The sequence below is a fragment of the Pseudomonas folii genome (genome assembly GCF_014357575.1).
GTDB lineage: Bacteria > Pseudomonadota > Gammaproteobacteria > Pseudomonadales > Pseudomonadaceae > Aquipseudomonas > Aquipseudomonas folii.
In genome coordinates this window covers 1-20,589 of record NZ_JACONW010000071.1, presented here as the reverse complement: position 1 = coordinate 20,589, position 20,589 = coordinate 1, and the positions used below count along the sequence as shown (strand labels likewise).

Annotated in this window: 17 protein-coding genes; 1 reads left to right on the top strand and 16 read right to left on the bottom strand. The window is 59.9% G+C overall.

The features are described from left to right. Positions 1-17: 17 nt before the first annotated feature. From H8S59_RS15515 to trhA, 4 genes are all read right to left on the bottom strand, one after another. Positions 18-752, bottom strand: coding sequence for an amino acid ABC transporter ATP-binding protein (locus H8S59_RS15515; protein WP_187521988.1), 735 nt, complete (start codon positions 750-752; stop codon positions 18-20). Continuing rightward, positions 749-1,426 (bottom strand): amino acid ABC transporter permease, encoded by a 678-nt coding sequence (locus tag H8S59_RS15510; protein ID WP_187521987.1) that lies wholly within the window; start codon positions 1,424-1,426, stop codon positions 749-751. Before H8S59_RS15510 ends, H8S59_RS15515 begins: the two co-directional genes overlap by 4 nt. A 62-nt stretch (positions 1,427-1,488) precedes the next feature. Continuing rightward, entirely contained in the window at positions 1,489-2,265 is a 777-nt protein-coding gene (locus H8S59_RS15505; RefSeq protein WP_087265699.1) for a transporter substrate-binding domain-containing protein, read from the bottom strand. 408 nt (positions 2,266-2,673) lie between these two features. Further along, on the bottom strand, positions 2,674-3,291 hold the full coding sequence (trhA, locus tag H8S59_RS15500) for a PAQR family membrane homeostasis protein TrhA (RefSeq protein ID WP_187521986.1): 618 nt from the start codon (positions 3,289-3,291) through the stop codon (positions 2,674-2,676). 152 nt (positions 3,292-3,443) lie between these two features. Here trhA and H8S59_RS15495 point away from each other — a divergent pair, with 152 nt between their 5' ends. After that, a complete protein-coding gene (locus H8S59_RS15495; RefSeq protein WP_187521985.1) occupies positions 3,444-4,364 on the top strand; it encodes a LysR family transcriptional regulator in 921 nt (306 codons plus the stop codon). Positions 4,365-5,222: 858 nt separating this feature from the next. Here H8S59_RS15495 and madM read toward each other — a convergent pair. From madM to H8S59_RS15435, 12 genes are all read right to left on the bottom strand, one after another. Next, the gene (gene madM, locus H8S59_RS15490) at positions 5,223-5,987 is read right to left on the bottom strand and encodes a malonate transporter subunit MadM (RefSeq protein WP_095092779.1); all 765 of its coding nucleotides are present in this window, start codon (positions 5,985-5,987) and stop codon (positions 5,223-5,225) included. Between the two features lies 1 nt (position 5,988). Continuing rightward, positions 5,989-6,429, bottom strand: coding sequence for a malonate transporter subunit MadL (gene madL / locus H8S59_RS15485; RefSeq protein WP_095092781.1), 441 nt, complete (start codon positions 6,427-6,429; stop codon positions 5,989-5,991). A gap of 72 nt (positions 6,430-6,501) precedes the next feature. Continuing rightward, positions 6,502-7,437 (bottom strand): malonate decarboxylase subunit epsilon, encoded by a 936-nt coding sequence (mdcH, locus tag H8S59_RS15480; protein WP_187521984.1) that lies wholly within the window; start codon positions 7,435-7,437, stop codon positions 6,502-6,504. Then, entirely contained in the window at positions 7,434-8,060 is a 627-nt protein-coding gene (locus tag H8S59_RS15475; RefSeq protein ID WP_187521983.1) for a malonate decarboxylase holo-ACP synthase, read from the bottom strand. The genes mdcH and H8S59_RS15475 overlap by 4 nt, the downstream gene beginning before the upstream one ends. Continuing rightward, positions 8,061-8,861 carry a biotin-independent malonate decarboxylase subunit gamma gene (gene mdcE / locus H8S59_RS15470; protein WP_187521982.1) on the bottom strand — a complete coding sequence of 267 codons (801 nt, stop codon included), beginning with the start codon at positions 8,859-8,861 and terminating at the stop codon, positions 8,061-8,063. Further along, on the bottom strand, positions 8,858-9,709 hold the full coding sequence (locus tag H8S59_RS15465; RefSeq protein WP_187521981.1) for a biotin-independent malonate decarboxylase subunit beta: 852 nt from the start codon (positions 9,707-9,709) through the stop codon (positions 8,858-8,860). The genes mdcE and H8S59_RS15465 overlap by 4 nt, the downstream gene beginning before the upstream one ends. Beyond that, positions 9,702-10,001 (bottom strand): malonate decarboxylase subunit delta, encoded by a 300-nt coding sequence (locus H8S59_RS15460; protein WP_087265683.1) that lies wholly within the window; start codon positions 9,999-10,001, stop codon positions 9,702-9,704. The genes H8S59_RS15465 and H8S59_RS15460 overlap by 8 nt, the downstream gene beginning before the upstream one ends. Before the next feature lie 2 nt (positions 10,002-10,003). Beyond that, positions 10,004-10,885, bottom strand: a complete 882-nt coding sequence (locus tag H8S59_RS15455; RefSeq protein ID WP_187521980.1) for a triphosphoribosyl-dephospho-CoA synthase — start codon at positions 10,883-10,885, stop codon at positions 10,004-10,006. Continuing rightward, positions 10,885-12,561 carry a malonate decarboxylase subunit alpha gene (gene mdcA / locus H8S59_RS15450; protein ID WP_027901332.1) on the bottom strand — a complete coding sequence of 559 codons (1,677 nt, stop codon included), beginning with the start codon at positions 12,559-12,561 and terminating at the stop codon, positions 10,885-10,887. The genes H8S59_RS15455 and mdcA overlap by 1 nt, the downstream gene beginning before the upstream one ends. Positions 12,562-12,876: 315 nt before the next feature. After that, positions 12,877-13,089 (bottom strand): DUF6124 family protein, encoded by a 213-nt coding sequence (locus H8S59_RS15445; protein WP_187521979.1) that lies wholly within the window; start codon positions 13,087-13,089, stop codon positions 12,877-12,879. Between the two features lie 812 nt (positions 13,090-13,901). Then, positions 13,902-14,384, bottom strand: a complete 483-nt coding sequence (locus H8S59_RS15440; RefSeq protein WP_187521978.1) for a chemotaxis protein CheW — start codon at positions 14,382-14,384, stop codon at positions 13,902-13,904. Continuing rightward, positions 14,377-20,382 (bottom strand): Hpt domain-containing protein, encoded by a 6,006-nt coding sequence (locus H8S59_RS15435; protein ID WP_187521977.1) that lies wholly within the window; start codon positions 20,380-20,382, stop codon positions 14,377-14,379. The genes H8S59_RS15440 and H8S59_RS15435 overlap by 8 nt, the downstream gene beginning before the upstream one ends. Positions 20,383-20,589: the final 207 nt, after the last annotated feature.

Sequence of the window (20,589 nt, the reverse complement as noted above, 5' to 3'; positions counted from 1 at the left end):
GCAGTCTCCAAAAGGAATCAGTGGTGCAGGATGGCCTGCAAAAAGGCCTGGGTCCGCGGCTCGCGAGGGGCCGTGAAAAAATCATGCGGATTGTTCTGTTCGATGATCCGGCCGCTTTCCATGAAGATCACCCGGTCTGCGACTTTGCGGGCGAAGCCCATTTCGTGGGTGACCACGACCATGGTCACGCCTGAGCGCGCCAGGTTCTGCATGACGTCGAGCACCTCACCCACCATTTCCGGGTCAAGCGCAGAAGTCGGCTCGTCGAACAGGATCACCCGAGGCTCCATGGCCATGGTCCGGGCAATTGCCACGCGTTGTTGCTGACCACCGGAAAGCTGGCTGGGGTATTTTTCGGCATGCGCGCTCATGCCGACTTTTTCCAGCAGCACGTGCGCACGAGCCTGCGCATCGCGGCGTGATAAACCGCGCACACGCACCGGCGCCAGCGCCACATTGGCCAGCACCGTCATGTGCGGGTAGAGATTGAAATTCTGAAAGACCATGCCGACTTCACAGCGGATACCCGCCAGCTTCGGACCGGTCTCGACCCGCTGATCTGCGACTCGAATCTCGCCCTCCTGGTAGTGCTCCAGCAAGTTGATGCAGCGGATCAATGTCGACTTGCCCGAACCTGACGGTCCGAGAATCACCACCACTTCGCCCTGCTCCACCGACAGATTGATGTCCGCCAGCGCCTGGAACCGGCCATAGAACTTGGCGACGCCTTCGATCTCGATGACTGCACTCATCCGTTCTTCCTCCCCGCACTGTTGCGCCGCTCGACCCAACTCACCAGCTGCACCAAGGGCAGCAGCAACAACAGATACATGATCGCAGCCCCCACCAGCGGTGTCGGGTTGGCAGACAGTGCCTGCGCCTGTGTTGCCTGTTTGAGCAGATCCGGCATGGCAACCACCGAAGCGAGCGCCGTGTCCTTCATGACGTTGATGCAGTTGCTGGTCATCGGTGGCAGCACAATTCGCATGGCCTGCGGCAAAATCACATCGCGCATGGTGTTGAAAAAGCTCATGCCCTGCGAGGCCGCCGCTTCGAATTGCCCACGGGGAATGGCTTCGATGCCGGAGCGAAAAATCTCAGCTGAGTAAGCGCACGACACCAGCGATAGCGCTGCCACCGCTGCGGCGAACGAGGAAAGACGAATCCCCACAAACGGCAGCGCGTAGTAGATCAACACCAGGAACACCAGCAACGGAATCGAGCGCATCACATCGATGTAGATCCGTGCCAGCAGCCGGATCGGTGCATAGCCATAGAGTCGAAGCATGGCCAGCAGCAAGCCGCCGACCAGACCGAGAATGATACTGACCACGCCAAGCAACACCGTCACCCCGAGGCCCCGCAGCATCTGCGGCAGTGCGTCGACAAACACACCCCAGTTGAAGAAAGTCTGGACCAGCTCCATCAGGACTCCTTGGTGACAGCGCCAGGCGCCGGGTTTAAAACGTCAGTCGCTATTTGAAGGGCTTATTTCAGAACGTCGACAACCTTGACGGTGCTGGACTCTGGATCGGCGTCTGCGCCAAACCACTTCTTGTGCAAGTCAGCAATCACGCCTTCTTTTTTCATGGCGGTGATGATGTCGTTGACCTGAGTCGCCGACGCCCAGCCTTTAGCGTGCATCAACGAGTACTTCTCACCGGTGGGAATGCGGGCAACCACCCGGTATTGCGGTTTGTCCTTGATGTAATAGAGCACGGCTGGGATATCGCTGATGTAGCCGTCCATACGCCCGGAAGCCAGATCGAGCATTGCCGGGGAAAGCCCTTCGTAGCGGGACACATCACCAAACTTGTACTCGGCCTGATGTGCAGTAACCCACATGTCGCCGGTCGAACCGGTGTCTACGCCGACCACTTTGCCCTGCATGCCTTTGAGGCCATCGATGCCCGATTTGGTCAGCACCGACAACGACTGATCACTGTCGTAATACGGCTGAGCGAAACCCACCGATTCGAGACGCTTTGGGGTAATGGTGATCGACGAAATGGCAATGTCTGCACGCTTGGACTGCACGGCGCTGAACAGGCCATTGAAAGGGATATTTACAAACTCGACCGTCTTGCCAGCACGTTTGGCGACTTCTTTGACCACATCGACTTCAAAGCCGACGATCTCGCCTTTAGCGTCCTGAAACTCCCACGGAACGTTGCCGACGTTGGCACCCACCGTCCAGTCCGCCGCCCAGGTAGACGCCGAAAACGCAGTGGCCACCGCCATACTCAAGAGTACTTTCACGTTCATCTTTTGCTCCCGGTCTCAGTCGTTGCAAGAAGTCGCCAGCAGGCGGGTCGAGCAACAGACTAGGAGCAAGAATCAAATAATTCAACAGTTTTAAATAATGAATCAAATGCTTCAATGCAGTGCAAAAGCCTGCCGATTTTGGTGCGCCCGCACAGGGCGGCGCGCTACGGCGAGGGTTGGTGGGAAATCGGTTGGAAGCGTACAACGGTGTGCACTGATGCGGGGCGTCAGGTGAATCGATATTCCTACACTGTCTCGCTGCAAACCGCGCACCTGTAGGAGCGCACGAGCACCGCGAGGCCGCGATAACGGTATGTCAGACAGGCCGCCATCGCTGCCTCGCGTTGCTCGTGAGCTCCTACAGAAAACATTCCAAAGCAGTTAGCTACAGCTTCGTGGATCGGCTACTTACAACACATAAAAACAAATCGCCACGAAGTGCAGCAGACTCCCGGCAATCACGAACAGGTGCCAGATCCCGTGCCAATGGCGAAAGCGGGTGTCGTAGGCGAAGAAGATGATGCCGATGGTGTACAGCGCGCCGCCTGCTGCCAGCCATGTAAAGCCTGCCGTGCCAAGCGCCGCGATCAGGGGTTTGACGGCCACCAGCACGATCCAGCCCATGACCGCGTAAATCACGATGGACATGATCCGCGCTTCGGATCGCGGCTTTATTTCCTGGAGGATACCGATCACCGCCAGCCCCCACACCACGCCGAATAACGTCCAGCCCCATGGACCGCGCAAGGTCACTAGACAGAACGGCGTGTAGCTGCCTGCGATCAACAGGTAGATCGAAAAGTGATCAACCTTCTGCATGATCGCTTTCGCACGCCCTCGGACGCTGTGGTACACGGTAGACGCGCTGTACAGCGCCACCAGCGTCACGCCGTAGATCGCGACGCTGACTATCTTCCAGATATCACCCTGAAGACTGGCAACCGCCAGCAACCAGACGGCCCCGATCAAAGCCAGCACCGCACCGACCAGGTGGGACCACGCGTTGAATTTTTCTCCGTAATACATCCGCACACTACCTCATCGTTCTGAACTGCAGCGCAAGGCTCTAGCTTAGGGACGTAAAGTGCAAGCCATGCGTTAGCCAAACAGTTTTTTATTACAGCCAGTGGCTATCTAAATGTGCACAATCGGGGCACTCAAACAAGAAGCCTCACGACATGCAAATCGACGATGAGTTGACCCTGAAAAAGCTGGAAATATTCCTGGCCTTCATGCGCACCGGCAACCTGACCAAAGCGGCCGCTGACCTGAACACCAGCAATGTCAGCGTGCACCGCGCGATTCACTCGCTGGAAAGTGCCTTGCGCTGCCCGCTGTTCAAGCATGAAGGCCGCAACCTGACGCCGCTGGAAAGCGCTTATGTGCTGGAGGAGCGAGCACAGAAACTGATCCAGGACGTGCTCGCCACGGTGGAGCTGACTCGACAGGCCGCCGGATTTTCTGCCGCACGCTTCAAACTCGGCTCGCTGTATTCGCTGACAGTGAAGACGGTGCCGCAGTTGATCATGGGCCTGAAGATCCGCCGCAGCGAGCTCAACATCGACTTGATCATGGGCTCCAACATCGACCTGTTCTACAAGCTCAAGAACATGGAAGTGGATGCGATCCTGGTATCGCTGGACGAGAGCGTCAACGACCCGGATTGCGAGCATCTGCCGCTGTTTTCCGACGACATTTTTCTCGCCGCCCCGGCCGACTCGCCATTCTCGCAACACCGCGAAGTGGACCTGAGCGACCTGCGCGAAGCGACGTTCATTACCCTGACCCAGGGCTTCGCCACCCATCGCGATGGCATCCGGGTTTTTCAGCAGGCAGGGTTTGAACCGAAAGTGGCGATGCAGGTGAACGACATCTTCACTTTGCTGAGCATGGTCAGCTCAGGCGTGGGCTATGCGCTGTTGCCGGGGCGTATTGCAGCAGTTTACGAAAACCGGGTGAAGCTGATCCCGCTGCAGGAGCGCTACCGCATGCAACAGCACATCGGCATGGTGTTTCTAAAGTCGAAGGAGCGCGACCCGAATCTGCTGGCGTTGATTGCTGAAGGGCGGATGTATGCCAATCGGCTAACGAACCTGTAGGAGGCAACTTGTTGGCGAGAGGGCCTGACACGGTTCTTCAGGCACACAGTCTCGCGAACAAGTTCGCTCCTACCCCGGCAAAACGCGCAGGTTCAACACTTTTAAAGGTAGGAGCCAACTTGTTGGCGAGAGGGTTTGACGCGGTTCTTCAGGCACGCCTCCTCGCGAACAAGTTCGCTCCTACCCTGGCAAAACGCGCAGGTTCAGCACTTTTTAAAGGTAGGAGCCAACTTGTTGGCGAGAGGGCCTGACGCGCTTCTCCAGGCACACCGCCTCGCGAACAAGTTCGCTCCTACCCCGACAAAACGCGCAGGTTCAACACTCTTTAAAGGTAGGAGCCAACTTGTTGGCGAGAGGGCCTGACGCGGTTCTTCAGGCACGCCGCCTCGCGAACAAGTTCGCTCCTACCCAGGAATTGCGCAGGTTCAACACTTTTAAAGGTAGGAGCCAACTTGTTGGCGAGAGAGTTTGACGCGCTTCTCCAGGCACGCCGCCTCGCGAACAAGTTCGCTCCTACCCAGGAATTGCGCAGGTTCAACACTTTTAAAGGTAGGAGCCAACTTGTTGGCGAGAGAGTTTGACGCGGTTCTCCAGGCACACCGCCTCGCGAACAAGTTCGCTCCTACCCGGCAAAACGCGCAGGTTCAACACTTTTAAAGGTAGGAGCCAACTTGTTGGCGAGAGGGTTTGACGCGGTTCTCCAGACACGCCGCCTCGCGAACAAGTTCGCTCCTACCCAAGCATTGCGCAGTCTCAGGCTCACCGCGCTCGAAGGTAGGAGCCAACTTGTTGGCGAGAGGGCCTGACACGGTTCTCCAGGCACACCGCCTCGCGAACAAGTTCGCTTCAACCGTTCCATCACCCGACGATAGCGCGCACTATGAAGTACAACAACGACGGCCCCAGCAGGCAGCCCAAACCGGTGTGGAACGTGGCAGTCAGTGCGCCGTAAGGCACCAGTCGCCGATCCGTTGCGGCAAGACCCGCCGTCACACCGCTGACAGTCCCCGCAAGCCCGCCGAAGACCATCGCCGAGCGAGGATTGTCCAGGCCCATCCAGCGCGCCGCCATCGGTGTGCCGACCATCACGATAATCGCCTTGATCAAGCCTGTTGCAATCGACAGCGCCATCACATCCGACGTCGCCCCCAAAGCCGCACCAGTAACAGGACCAACGATGTAGGTCACTGCGCCCGCGCCAATGGTGGTCATGCTCACTGCGTCGCGGTAGCCAAACACCCAGGCAATGCTCGCGCCGACAATGAACGGCAGAATCGTACCGAGCAGCAAGGCAATCACACCGATCAAACCGGCTTTGCGTGCTTCGGTGGCCTGCACTTCGAACGCCGTGGCAACGATAGCGAAGTCACGCAACATGGCGCCGCCCATCAAGCCAATGCCGGAAAACAACGTGACATCCGCCAGGCCTTTTTGGCCGCCGGTCATCGTGCCGCCGACCCAGGCCAGAATCAGGCCGATGACAATGGCGATGGCTGATCCATGCACCCGACCGAACGTCAGGCGTTTGGAGAGCACGACAGAAATCCACATCACCACGCCGACGAATGCGAACGCAGTCACCAGCCCGTTGCTGATCAAGCCTTTATCAATGATTTCCCACATATCAGCGGCTCCCTGCTGGTGCTGGCGATGAGGTTGGCGTCGGCGTGATGCCCGGAATGATCACCGGCTCTTCCGGAGGCAGCGGCTCGCCCTTGTTGATGCGGCTGATCAAGGCAATGGTGCAACCGCACAAGACCACCGAGCCCACGGCTGCAAGTACGGCGACAGGACCGCCTTTAAGAGCCGTGACAACGTTTTGCTGAGCCGCCATCGCGACCACAACCGGAATGTACATGGCGCCCCAGAAACCGACGCCCATCTCGCATTCCTTGCTCATGCCGCCACGCTTCTCCATCCACAAACGGGCGCAGATCAGCAGGATCATCGCGATCCCGACACCGCCCACGTTGGATTTGACGCCCAGCATTACGCCAAGCAAGTCACCGAGAATCACCCCTGCCAGCATGCAGATAGCCAGCAGTGCTACACCGTAGATAATCATTATTGTTATTCCTCAGTTTGCCTTACGAAGTTGTTGTTTTTGTTCTTCGAAACGGTCCAGCGTCCATGCGCTCTATGGGTTGCGGCTGCCCTCCTCGCGCGACAACGCGACCAGACTGTCCAGGCGAGCGCCTTGAAAAGCGACTGCCGTTCCTTGTTCAAATACCTTGCGCGCCAGCCCGGTCAACACGGTGCCCGGCGGGAATTCGATGTGCAGGCGAGCGCCCCGCTCATAAGCGGTTTGCACCGTGCTGCGCCAATCAATGACGCGGCACATGTTGAAGGCCAGATCATCGCGCAGCTTGTCCGCAGTCAGCATCGGCCGCGCCGTGCTGCCACTCAGATAGCGCACGGCGGGGGCTTGAACCGTCACCGTGGCGAAAGCCTCGGCCAGGGACTGCGCCGGTTGTTCAAGCAGCGCACAGTGGGACGGCACGCTTACCGCGAGACGCTTGACCGTTGCCGCGCCACTGGCTTTCGCGAGGCGCGCCACTTCAGCCATCGCCTCGGCGCTTCCGGCGATCACAAACTGGTTTTCGGCGTTGATATTGGCCAGGTACACAGGCGATGCGTGACCGTGCACGTCAGCGACCAAAACTTCGACGGCGGCTTGATCCAGCCCGATAACTGCCGTCATGCCATAGCCCTCGGGATAAGCGCTTTGCATCAACTCGCCGCGCAATGCCACCAGTCGCACGGCGTCAGCAAATGCCAACGAACCAGCAGTGACAGCGGCCGGATAGGCACCGATGGATAACCCGGCGACCGTATCCGGCGAGCAACCCCGGGACTGCAAAACCCGAGCGCTGGCGACACCGGCGATCAACAAACACAGCTGAACGGCGCGGGTGGATTGCAACGCTTCGGTTGAATCCAGTAGCCGCACATCTTCCGCCAATACGTCGCTGGCTTCGCTCAGGCAATCACGTATCAGTTGCTCATCCGGCAACTGATTCAACATGCCCGGCTGCTGCGCGCCCTGACCGGGGAACACCCAGAAACTGCTCATGCGCAGGCCTCGGTAGGCTGCCACGGTTGAGTGACCAGCCAGGCGCCGCGTTCGCTCTTGAGCAACGCCTGACGCGAGGCCCCTGCCCATTCCCGCAATGCCAGCGCGCCAAAGGGCGTCTGCAATTGCACGTCGATGCGGCACACGGAACGATCCAGAACCTGTACCAGTTCGGCCGCCCAATCACGGCTGACAAACCGCGGCGTACGCACAATCAAATCCAGATCGCTGTTCTGATGCATTGCCGCCACGCCGCTGGCCAATTCGAAGCCAGCGCTACCGCTCACGCCCCAAGGCAGCGCCAGCAAATCCATCAACGGCCGAATTTGATCCAGCGCTTGCAGTGCAGGCCAATCGTGCGCTCCTTGAACATGCGTCAACTGCTCAGGACGCACGCAACGCTCGATGGCATCCCGTGGCATCAGTGCCGCAAACCGTTGCTCACGACCCGGACCACGAATACCCACCGCGACGAGCGCTCGCGGCGCCAACGAACGACGCACCACCACCGGATGCCCAAGGCCCACGGCCTCAACCACCCAGTCCGGCGCATCGGCAGGCAAGGCAGACACCGACATACCCCACAACAAATCGTGGGGCAGTACCGTCAGGTCAGCCTTCATTTACCACTGCGCCCGCAGCAGTTCGCGAACTTTCGACGAGGCTTGACGATTGCTCGCGCCGAGTCGGCTGCTCAGGTCATTCCCAGTGGCTTTCACGTCTTTGATCGCACTGTTCAGCACGTCCTGAACGTGGCTGATATCTGTGGCGGAGGGCTGTTCGATCTGGCTGACGGACAAGGTCTCCCAGAGCAAGCCAAGGCTGGCGTAGTTCTCAATGTCGTACGCCATGGGCGGGATGCTGGCGGCGAGTTTTTCCAGTTCGTCGACGCTGCGCAACGTGACCCGCGCTGCCGACTCTTTGCCCATGGCATGCACCATGACGCCCGGATCACGCAGGGCAATCAGTCGATTGGCTTGATAACCGTGAGCCAGAAACGCCCCGGACATGGCCTTGCCAACCAGCAAGCCAATCACTGCATGACCCGCCAATCGCGCACGGGCATAACTGTCCACAGCGCCCGCCAACGCTTGATGAATACCGAGCGCCTCTTCGCGTCGTCCATACGCCTGGCTTGGCACATCGACGATGGCGATCAAGGCGCGCTTGTGTTCGTTATCGCGGTCCAGCTCAATGGCGGAATCCACCGCTTTGGCCAGGCCCCACCCTTCCAGCAACCCAACCTCGCCGCTATGGGCACGCGGGAAACGGTTGTCAGCATCGGCGACCACTGCCAGAAAGCGCACCGGCTGCTCACCCAATACGCCATCCGCTGCCTTGACCGAATGCGGCAAGCCGACCACTTCTGCCGCGTTGGCGCTGAGCGCCTTGAACCAGTTCAAACCTCGTTGAGAAGCGCTCATGACTTTTCTCCTGCATACAGATCGCGAACTGCCTGCGGTTCGATTTGGGAAGTCGTATCGAGGCGCGCCAGACGATGCAGAAAGATGTCGTACTGACTGCTGCGCTCCTTGGCCGGAACACCGAGGCTGATCCAGCCAGTTACTTGTTCACGGATCGCCTGCACATCGTCAGCGGCAAAACCGTCCACCAAGTGGCTGGCGTAACGCTGCTCGCCTCCGGTCAGGCTCCAGATGAAAGGCCGATCGCGGGAGTCGTATTCTTCGAGGCCCGCTTCCTGCTCGATCACTTGCGGGCCGTTCAAGCCAAGCCGCGCTTCCTGAGTCACCAGCAAGTAGCTGCACAGGCCCGCCGCGATGGACATGCCGCCGAAGCATCCAACACTGCCCGCCACCACGCCGATCACCGGCTGGTACTGGCGCAGATCGACAATCGCCGCGTGAATCTCGGCAATCGCCGCCAGGCCAAGGTTGGCTTCCTGCAAGCGAACGCCACCGGTTTCCAGCAGCAAAATCGCGGCAGTCGGGATGCCGTTGCGGTTGTCTTCAGCGGCCAGTTCCAGAGCCCCGGCCATTTTCGCGCCGCCCACTTCGCCCATGCTGCCGCCCTGAAACGCACCTTCGATGGCGGCGATAACCACGGGCAAACCACCGACCGTTCCCTTGGCGACAATCACCCCATCATCCGCCTGAGCGACGATGCCTTGCTTGATCAGCCAGGGCGACATGACACGATCAAAAGGCCCGATCAACTCACGAAAGCTGCCTTCGTCGAGCAAGGCCTTGGCCCGTTGCCGGGCACCCAATTCGACGAAGCTGTGTTGCTGAAGCAAGCGTGCGGTATCAGTCATGGCCGATCTCCTCGAAGCCTTGTTCCAGACGTAACCGGACCACGCCCGGCGTCGCGCCGAAGTCGTGAATATCGATGGCCAGAGCTGGCGGTGTTTGACCGTCAAACATGCGCTCGAACAAATGCTGCCAGCGGGCAGACGCACCATTCACCGACGTCACCACGTTGATCGACAACTTGCCGGGCACACCGGGTTCGAGCAGCACTTCCAGATCACCGGAGCCGACACAACCCACCAGCGCACGGCCTAGCGGCGGCTGCCCGGCGGGGAATTCAAAAGACAGGGTTTCCATGGTCAAACACTCCTCGATTCAGAGCCGAGCACAGGCTCAAGGCTATCGATGAACAGGCATGCGGCGAGCAAGTCGGCAGCGCCACCGGGGGATGCGTTGAGCTGCAGCAACTGCTGATCCAGCGCGTGCAAACAGCGACGACCGGCCAGGCTCGCGCTGCCGCCCGCATCCAGCACCTGTTGCGCGCCTTGCTGCATGGTGTGCAAGCCTTCAAGGCCGGAGCGATACAAGACGCAGGTGTCCGCCAGCGTGGTCATGATCGCCAGCAAGGCATCAAGTCGGGCGTTCTGCTCGCCGCTGCCAGAAGCACGGCTGCGTTGCAGTTGCGGCAAGCCCTTTTGCATCACGGCAGGAAAGCCCAGTTGCGCCTGCTCTTTCGCGCCCATGGCGCCGTAACGTTGGGCCACTTGAGCGCCGTGGCTAAGTTGCGCAACCACGTTGCGGTCCTCAATCAAGGCCAGCTGTGCAGCACGAAAGGTCAACTGCGCTGCGCTGCAGTTATCCGGTTCAAGTGCGGCAGCGGTGACCAACAGGCCCAAGGCCCAGATCGCACCACGGTGGGTGTTCACGCCGTTGGTGGTACGCAGCATCGCTGCTTCACCTTCGCGACCAATGCGCCCCAAGGCCTCGCGCAAAGGCTGGCCGATTTCGCCGAACTGTTCGGCGGCTTCAGCCATGTCTTTGAACATCGGCCACAGCGACAGCGCCGACGCATGCATCAGGCCCAGATGTAGATCGCTGTGCGCGCCGCTGCCACGCCGGTCCACCAGCGCCGGTTTGGGAGAAAGATCAGCCTCGTCAATCAACGCGTCGACGGCAAGGTCAGCCAGCTGTTCGGCAAACAACGGGCTGTCAGATTTGGCTTTGGGTGCAAGTGCGCTCATCACCAGCTCCTGAATTTGGCAGGCGGGTTGTACAAGCCGCCCGACCACTGAACCAGATCACCGATGCTCTTGGCGGCGAGCAATTCGCGGCTGGCATCGGTGCGGCGGATGCCCAGGTCTTCCGGCAGTGCAATCAAGCCTTCACGGCGCATGCGGGCGGTGTCTTTGGGATTGTGGCGCATGCCGATGACGGTCACGCCTGCCACCGCTGCAATCATCGCCTGACGCTCTTCCAGGCTGCGTGCCTTGTACAGATAAGCGATGCCTTCTTCGGTGAGCAAATGGGTGACGTCATCGCCATAGATCATGATCGGCGCGAGGGGCATGCCGCTTTTCTTCGCCACTTCGACTGCATCGAGGGTTTCCACGAAAGTCGGTTTGCCGCCTTCCTGGAAGGTCTCGACCATCTGCACCACGAGCTTTTTACCGCGCTCAAGGTAAGCATCCGGACCGTCGCCGCTCTGTTGACGCATGTCCAGCCACGCGGGGGTGGGATGGCGACGACCGTGAGGGTCGTGGCCCATGTTCGGAGCGCCACCAAAACCGGCGAGTCGGCCACGGGTCACGGTTGAAGAGTGACCGTCGCCGTCCACCTGCAAGGTCGCACCGATGAACAAATCCACCGCGTACTGCCCAGCCAGTTGGCAGACCATGCGGTTGGAACGCATCGAGCCGTCGCGACCGGTAAAGAACACGTCCGGCCGGGCGGCGATGTAGTTTTCCATGCCCAGCTCAGTGCCGAAGCAATGCACGCTCTCGACCCAGCCGCTTTCGATGGCGGGGATCAACGTCGGGTGCGGATTGAGCGTCCAGTTGCGGCAGATCTTGCCCTTCAGGCCGAGTGATTCGCCGTAGGTCGGCAGGATCAATTCGATGGCGGCGGTGTTGAAACCGATACCGTGGTTGAGCGACTGCACATTGTGTTTTTCGTAGATACCACGGATCGCCATCATCGCCATCAACACGTGCACCGGTTTGATGTGGCGCGGGTCGCGGGTGAACAGTGGCTCGATGTAAAACGGCTTGTCGGCGACCACCACGAAGTCGACCCACGACGCAGGGATATCAACGCGAGGCAGATCGCTGACGTCGTCCACCAACTGGTTGACCTGAACGATGACAATGCCGTCGCTGAACGCGGCAGGTTCGATCAAGGCGGGAGTGTCTTCGGTGCTTGGCCCGGTGTAGATGTTGCCCGCCCGGTCGGCCATGAAACCGGCAGAGAGCACAACATTGGGAATCAGATCGACCACGAGCCGCGAGTACAGCTCGATGTAGGTATGAATCGCGCCGATTTCCAGCAGGCCGTCTTCCAGCAACTGGCTGATGCGCAGGCTTTGCGTACCGGCAAACGAGAAATCAAGCTTGCGGGCGATGCCGCGTTCGAACAGATCCAGATGCTCCGAGCGCCCAACGCTGGGCATGATCATGTGCAGGTCATGCAGCTTGGCCGGGTCGACTTTGGCCAGGGCACGGGAAAGAAAATCCGCCTGCTTCTGGTTGTTGCCCTCCAGCACCACACGGTCACCGGACACCATCAAGGCTTCCAGCGCCGCGACGATGTTGTCGGTCGGCAACACCACACCATCGGCAAGATGCCGCACCTGCTCGAGCCGCCGCTGTTTCTCGGTGCGACGACGCGACCAGCGCGCGTCGGGGGTCGTTATTGTTGTCATGTCCACTCCACGATTTCGCTGTCGTGGGCCACCTTAGGAGCTAAGGGTGCGGGGCATCAATCAAGTAGAGCGTGGGATCGTTACGGTTGGAGTAACGATGAAATTCTCATCAAGTTCTATAGGGGTCAGTTCACTGACGTGGGACCGGCTTTAGCCGGGAAGAGGTCTGTATAGCCAGTACATCGTCATCGTTAGAAATACCGCCTTCCCGGCTAAAGCCGGTCCCACGTCGGCACCGCGGTATTTCAGGCAGATCGCATCATCGTTCATCGCGGGCAAGCACCGCTCCCACAGGAGGCAGCAGCTTCGCAGTAACTACCGAAGCGACCGCTCAACCATCGCATTGGCCATTTCAACCAGATGCACAACAGAAAACGCCAGATCGCGCTTTGAACCGGTCAGGCTATCGCCGCATTCGTACGCGGTGGCCATGGCGCAGCGCAGTAACTCTGAGGCGTGAGTCAGGGATTGCTCTTGAGTCAGGGCGTGATTGGCGAGGAAGGGTATCGGGGGTGTTGTTTCGGGCATTTGATTTAATTCCTGTATGAATTTAGGAGCCACCCATTCGCTACCAAACGATGGGTGGCAGCCGTACGCAAGTTGGTAGAACCGGTTACAGGAACCCGGCGCGTCCGAAGACACCGTGCGCACGGCCACCATAAACACAGGCCGTAAAAATGCGCCTCGCAGAAGGTGGCGCCTTGCGCCTGTAACTCTAGGTCTACCAAACCTGATCGCTGATTTTGCAGCGACGGCAGGAGGTTAGAGACCCCAATCACGTGGCGCAATAGGCCGGGATTTTCTCGGAAATTTCACTCACGGGAAAGGGCGATGTCTGGCTGTAGAGCGGGTAAGTTGTGGCTCAATATCTCGGCGGGTAACAAACATCTAACTCATCGCACCAGTGGCGTGCACGCAAGATGTAAACGCGAATTCTGTAGGAGCGCACGAGCAACGCGAGGCCGCGATGGCGGTGTATCAGGCAGGACGCTATCGCTGCCTCGCGTTGCTCGTGAGCTCCTACAGATGCGGTAACTACTAATCGACAATAACGCTCAATCCAAGACCAACCGATACCGCGTACTCCGTCCTCCCCCGGTAGCCAGAATGCTGCCAGATCCAGTTCAGGGGTACGTTCATTGTGACGGCCGTTTTGCACATGAGCCGAATAGCCGATTTAATCGGCTCACGTATCTAACTGGGTACGCATTTTTCGGTAGGAGCGAACTTGTTCGCGAACGGCTGCGCAGCAGTCGTATATCTGACGACCCGATTCCAGCAAATGCACCGAGTCGCGGCCATTGCTGCCGCTTCGCGCCAGATCGCGAACAAGTTCACTCCTACAGGTGGCTCGTTTCTGACGACTCGGCCAGGCCAGCATCAACCAACCATTGCTCCAACCCCACCAGATCGGGGATCTTCGCGACGGTCTCGCCGATTTGTACGGCCGCGAGTTCAAGCGCATCGAGGGGGACGTCAACATAGCTGAGCTGGTTGTCGACTTTGCAGGAACGGGGAATGCCTTGAGTCAGCAGGGCGATGAATTTCATTTCATCTCGGCCGCCCAAGGCATTGAGCACGACGATACGTGCGCGGCCGCCGACAAGGGTCCGGCCGCCGCATGCGGCTTCGAAACTGAGCAGGGGCAAAGTGCGCTGCCGCCAACTGATCGGCCCCAGGTACCATTCGGGGGCATCGCTGCCTGCGCTGCAATCCTGATAGTCAATGAGCTCCGCCACCGCGACGTTGGGCAACAGCAGGTTGCGGTCGCTCAGGGGCAGGATCAAACCGGTCAGTTGTGTAGCACTGACAGCGTTAGGCATTGACCTGACTCCAATAGGCGATGCTTTCGAGCAGCACTGATTCCTGATACGGCTTGCTCAGGTACTCATTAACGCCGAGACCCATGGCACGGTCGCGGTGCTTCTGCCCGGAGCGGGAGGTGATCATGATGATGGGCAATTCCTTGAGCTGCTCGTCAGCGCGAACATGGCCAAGGACTTCGAAACCGTCCATGCGCGGCATTTCAATGTCCAGCAACATGACGTCCGGTACGCGCTCCTTGAGCAGCGCCATGGCGTCGACACCGTCTTTGGCCGTCAATACATTCATGCCGTGACGCTCCAGCAGGCGGCTGGTGACTTTGCGAACCGTGACCGAATCGTCCACCACCAGTACCAGCAGCGGTCGGCCCTGCTCGGCGTCGCGCCAAACCGGCACGCTGCGCCCCGCCGCCTGCTCGGCCAGCAAGCGGCCATGCAACCGACGAATATGCGCCAGCAAATCGAGAATCAGCACAACGCGGCCATCGCCCAGAATGGTCGCACCGGAAATACCCTGCACCCTGGAAAACTGCGGGCCAAGGCTTTTAACGACGATTTCCCGCGAGCCCGCCAGCGCATCGACCTGCACCGCCACCCACTGGTCCTGAACATGCACCAGCAGCACCGGCAGCGGTTGAGTCTGGCCGATGAACGAAGGCGGCTGACTGTAATTGAGCAGTTCGCCCAGATAACGCAGTTCGTAAACCCGCTCGCCGTACTGATAACGCGGCGGCGTTGACTGGTAGCACCTTTCCAGCTCGCCGGGCATGACCCGCACAATGCCTTCGACTGTATTGAGCGGCACGGCGTATTGCTCTTCGCCGCATTGCACCATCAGTGCACGGTTGACCGACACCGAGAACGGCAGGCGAATCCTGAACAGCGCCCCTTGCCCCTGCACCGATTCGATCACCATGGTGCCGCCCAGTTGCTTGACCTCGGCATGCACCACGTCCATCCCGACGCCGCGCCCGGAAATCTGCGTGACGGTTTCCGCAGTGGAGAACCCCGGTTCCAGAATGAACTGCAACGTCTCGTGATAACCCGGCTGTGCATACGCCGGGATCATGCCGCGTTTGATGGCCTTCTTCCGCACCGCATCCAGGTCGACACCTGCACCGTCGTCGCTCATTTCGAAGACAATATCGCCACCTTCGTGCTTGAGATCCAGAAGAATGGTGCCGAACTCAGGCTTGCCCTGAGCCAGCCTTTCCTCTGTGCTTTCAAGGCCGTGATCGATGGCGTTGCGCAGCATGTGCTCCAGCGGCGCGACCATGCGTTCAAGCACCGTACGGTCCATCTCGCCTTCAGCGTTACCCACCTCGAAATGGACTTTTTTGTGCAGCTCGGCGGACACCTGACGCACGATGCGTTTGAGGCGCGGCACCATGCGTTCGAAAGGCACCATGCGCGTGCGCATCAGGCCTTCCTGCAGTTCGGTATTGACCCGCGCCTGTTGTAGCAACAGGGTCTGCGCGTCGCTGGCCCGGGCGTCGAGGGTTTCCTTGAGGTCCATCAAGTCAGACGCGGACTCGAACAGCGCGCGGGACAATTGTTGCAGCTGGGAATGGCGATCCATTTCCAGCGGGTCGAAATCTTCGTAGCCCAACCGCTCGGCCTGCACTTGCTCCCGGCTGAGGATGCTGCCTTGAGTTTCCATGTCCAGACGCCGCAACTGATCGCGCATCCGCTCAATGGTCGTGGCCATTTCGGCGAGGGTGCCTTCGGCGTCGATGACTTGCTGTTCGATGCGGCCGCGAAAGATCGATGTCTCGCCCGCCAGATTGACCAGCGTTTCCAGCTCTTGTGCCGGCACCTTGACCATCTCGCTGGCCGAGCGCTCACCCTCGGTATCAGGAGCCGGGGCTGGATCGGGCATGAGTATGGGGGCTAACGGTTCGAGCATCGCTGGCGCAAGGGGTAAACCCGTTGAGCCATCACCAGAGGCTTGCTTGCGAATGCTCTCGATCAGCAGCGCCGCGCCGGGTAACGGCTTGTCGGAACGCACTGCGTCGAGCATATCGCCGAGCAAGTCGTGGCCGCTTTGCAGCAGGCTGATGGTGATCGGATCAGGCTTAACTGTCCCGGCTGACAGACTTTCGTACAGCGTTTCCAGCTCGTGAGCCAGATCGCCAATAGGTGCGATTTCTGCCATGCGCGCGCCACCTTTCAAGGTGTGCAGATCGCGCAGCAAGTTTTCCACTTCGAGCAGATTATCGGGGTCGGCCTGCCACCGTGTCAGCGCCGCGCCGGAGCTTTCGATGAGGTCGAAGCCCTCTTCGAGAAAGATGTCCAGCAACTCGGTGTCGCGCTCAGGCGAAGCATTGGCTTCGACTTTGGGTTGTGCCGGTCTGGCTCCAGACTCGCTCATCGACACCGGCAGGGTGCCCATGCGCAAGGCCCGAATGGCATTGACCAGCGCCGTTGGGTCGCTCAGCACCCGGTGCTTTTGTAACTCTTCAAGCATCAACGCCAGGTGGTCATGACTCTTGATCAGCAAGTCAGCCAGTGCCGGAGAATGGCTGTAGCGGCGATCGATCAAACCTTCGTAAACGCTTTCCAGCTCGTGACCCAGATCGCCGACAGGGCCGATTTCTGCCATGCGGGCGCCACCTTTGAGGGTGTGCAGGTCACGCTGCAACGCCGACAGCGGCAGCGGGTTTTCCGGGTCATCGAACCAGCGCTGCAGGGCTTGCCCGGCGCTGTCGAGGATATCTACCGCTTCTTCGAGGAATATCTCGACGATCTCGTCATCGAGGGTCAACGGGTCGCCGTGAATCGGCTCATGACGGGCCAACGTCTCAGTGGCCGCGTTCAGCTCGGTGATGCTCAGCGTCTGGCTGCCGTCGCTTTTGATGAGGCCTGTGGCCGAAGGGTCCAGCGCCTGATCAAGCAAGGCGCGCAAGGCCTGGATACGCGCCGGGCAAGCCTCAACTTCCTGCCCGGCGGCCAGTTGATCGAGCATGCAGATCAGCGTTTCATGGGCCTGCTCGGCCTCATCGAAAAAGCGTTCGCTGACCGCCAGGCTGCTTTCTTCCACCGCCCCATACAGGTCCAGCAAAGCCTCGCAGAGTTCGTCCATTTGCGGCAAATCAGCGAGGTGCGCGCCGTGCCCCAGGGTGGTCAGCTCATCCAGCAGCGCAGAGAGCTCCTGCCGTTCGCCGGGGTGTTCACGCCATCGCTGCAAGAGGTTTTCCGCGTCCAGCAGAATATCCATGCCTTCGGCTAGAAAGCTCTCGATCAGTTGCGGATTGCGCTTGACCCGCAGACCGTTGTTCGACGCACTCAACACCGCTGCCAGTCGCTCTTGCAGCACGGTCTGGGCGGCGTCGATCAGCGCCGCCGCACCGGGAATCGTCCCCAATGGATCACTCGACAGCTGCGCCAGGCCGACCAGAAGCAGCGGCTCAGCCTGGCGCAATAACTCAAGCTCGGCCTGCCCCAACGCCAGCATATGCGCCTTGTACTCGCGCACCAGTTGATCCAGCGGGCTGGTCAGTTCGGCAATCGGCAGCACGCCCGCCATGGAGGCGCTGCCTTTGAGGGTGTGCAGCGCGCGCAGCAGATCGTCGCTGATGGCAGGCTCTGGATCATTGGCACAGCTCTCCAGAAAGCGCTTGAGACTGTCCAGATGACTCAGGGCTTCCTGGCGGAAGATTTCCAGCAACTGCGGGTCGAGCTCGTCGGTTTCGGCTTCGTCATCGGCGGCAACGTCGAAGGTCAGCAGTCCTTGACCTCTGGCCAGGGCATGCGCCTGGGCAGCGAGGCGGTCCACATCATTACGCTGACGCTGAGCGCCCTGAGCAAAGTCCTTGAGGACGGCTGGCAGCAGCTCTAGCACTTCATTGAGCAGTTGCTGAACGTGCTCGTCGGGTTTGACGCTGTTTTCCAGAATTCGGTTGAGCAGGTTTTCCACCGCCCACGCCAGCTCGCCGAGGATCAATGCTCGAACCATCCGCCCGCTGCCCTTGAGGGTGTGGAACGCACGACGCACTTCGGTCAGCGCGGTGGTGTTGCTGCGCGCATCGTTGAGAGAGCCAATCCATTGCGGAAGGTATTCGCGCAAGGCGGCGAGGACTTCCTCGGCTTCTTCAAGGAAGACTTCCAGTAACTCGTCGTCCACCGCTTCTTCATCGGCGGGCGGCGGCAACAGGCTGTCGGGGGTATGAAGCGCAGGCGGGTTTACGCCGGACATTGGACTGGCCAGCACATCGGCGATGGTTTGCGTCGGGCTGACCAAGGCGTTCCGGGCTTCCAGCTCGAGAATCTCGTCCTGGCTGATGACCTCGTCCAGCACCGGCACGTCGAGGGTATCCGACGCTGGCGTGTAGCCCAGTCGCGCCAGGCTTTCCTGCGCCATGTCGAGCACCTGTTCGCCCGGTGCTTCATGGTCTTCGCCCATGCGCTCCAGGTAATACTCGATGCCGGTAATGGTGTCCGCGAGGCTGTCGAGCTGCGTCCAGGCCGGACGGTTTTCGTCGATCAGCAGGTGTTCAAGAATGTAGTCGTTGCAGGCCGCCAGCAAACTCGCTGCGCGGGCCAGGGGAATCATTGCCAGCGCGCCGCGCACTTGTACCAGCAGCGCCGATAATGGCTCAAGGCGCTGGCGATCCCATTCGCCGTCGATGTAATCGATGATCACATCCTTGGCTTGCTGCAGCACGACCCGGGCTTCGCGGATCACCAGTTGATGAATCTGCGTCAGGTCGGTGGTGGGCAGACGGCTGTCTTCACGATTGGCGGCCTGCTCAACCGGGCCGACCATTCCGGCCAGTGTTGCCTCGACATAGAGCAGCGCCCCGGCCACGTCCATCAGTGCGGCGTCACTCGGTTCGCGCTGGCCCTGCGCCAAACCCTGCACCACGGCCAACTGATCGATGATGACCTTACGTGGCTGACCGAAGCCCAACACGGCCAGGGTGTCGGCGATCTGCCGCAACGGCGGTAAGAGGCTGTTGAGCTCGCTGACCGATTTTCGATCACCGCGTACGAACACATCCAGCCGCTCTTTGACCCGCACCAGCTCTTCGCACAAGGCACTGATCACCGAGCGCATTGCGTCGCGGTCGGGCCCGAGGCTCGTCCGTTGCTGGCTGGGCGGCGTGGTGTCGGGCAGCGCTTCGTCCAGACCGTACTGGTCCTTCAGGTCTACCATTCGCGGCGCCTGGCTGTCGGACTTGGCGATGTAGAACAACAGGCTTTTGAGCAGCTCATCCGGCGCGGGCTGGTTGATACCCGCAATGCCCTGCTCCAGCAAGCGTTTGAGTTCTTTGTCGGCATCCTTGAACAGGCTGCGCAATGCCGGACTGTTGGTGAAATTGCCATTGAGCATGGTTTCCACCAATGCCGACGCAATCTGCCACAGCGGACCCAATGGCGCGTTGTCGCAGAGCTGTTCGAGGCGCGCGAAGACTTTGCCCATGTAGCCAAGTTGGGTCTTTACGTCCTGCTCACGCAACAGGCCAACCAGTGCGGTTTGCAGGGTCTGACGTAATTTGCGCAACAGCGCGGGCAGCTCGGGACTGTCCCGTTGCGCGAGAGTTTGCGCATCCAGCGGCGCAACACTGACCAGTTGCGGCGCGAACAGGCTGGTTTCCGAGAGCAGGCTTTCACCCCGGGCGCTGCGCAAGTCGTTGAGAAGCGGCAAGACCACCAGCGGCAAATCGCGCCGGGCAGAATGAATACGGTCCAGATACGCAGGCAGTTGCGTCATGGCCTGAGTCAGCAAATGCTCGGCCTCGGCACGCTCCGCAACGCGATCCTGCTGCAAGGCGAGCGCCAGTTGTTCGACTTCTTCGGCCAGCAACGCTGCACCGTAGAATTCGATCATTTGCAGGCTGCCGTGCACCTGATGCACGCAATCCAGACACTTATCCATCGCCGCCGTGTGTCCGGGATCGGCAATGTATGTATCGAGGGCGTGGCGGGCCTGCTTGAGGGTTTCGGCGATTTCACCTTTTACCCACTCCAGCGCCACATAGTCGTGCCGATCAGCCATGACGACTCCAATAATCAGCAGCATTTGTTGGAGCGAGGCTTGCCCGCGAATCCGGCAAGGCGGTCAAACAGGCAAACCGCGTTATCGTTCTTCGCGGGCAAGCCTCGCTCCAACGGAATCCGTATAGGCCGTGCGACCAAGTCTCTGGACCATTCCTACAGGTCCATTGCTCGCTACCGCAATTCGAGGGACACACAGACCCTGTGG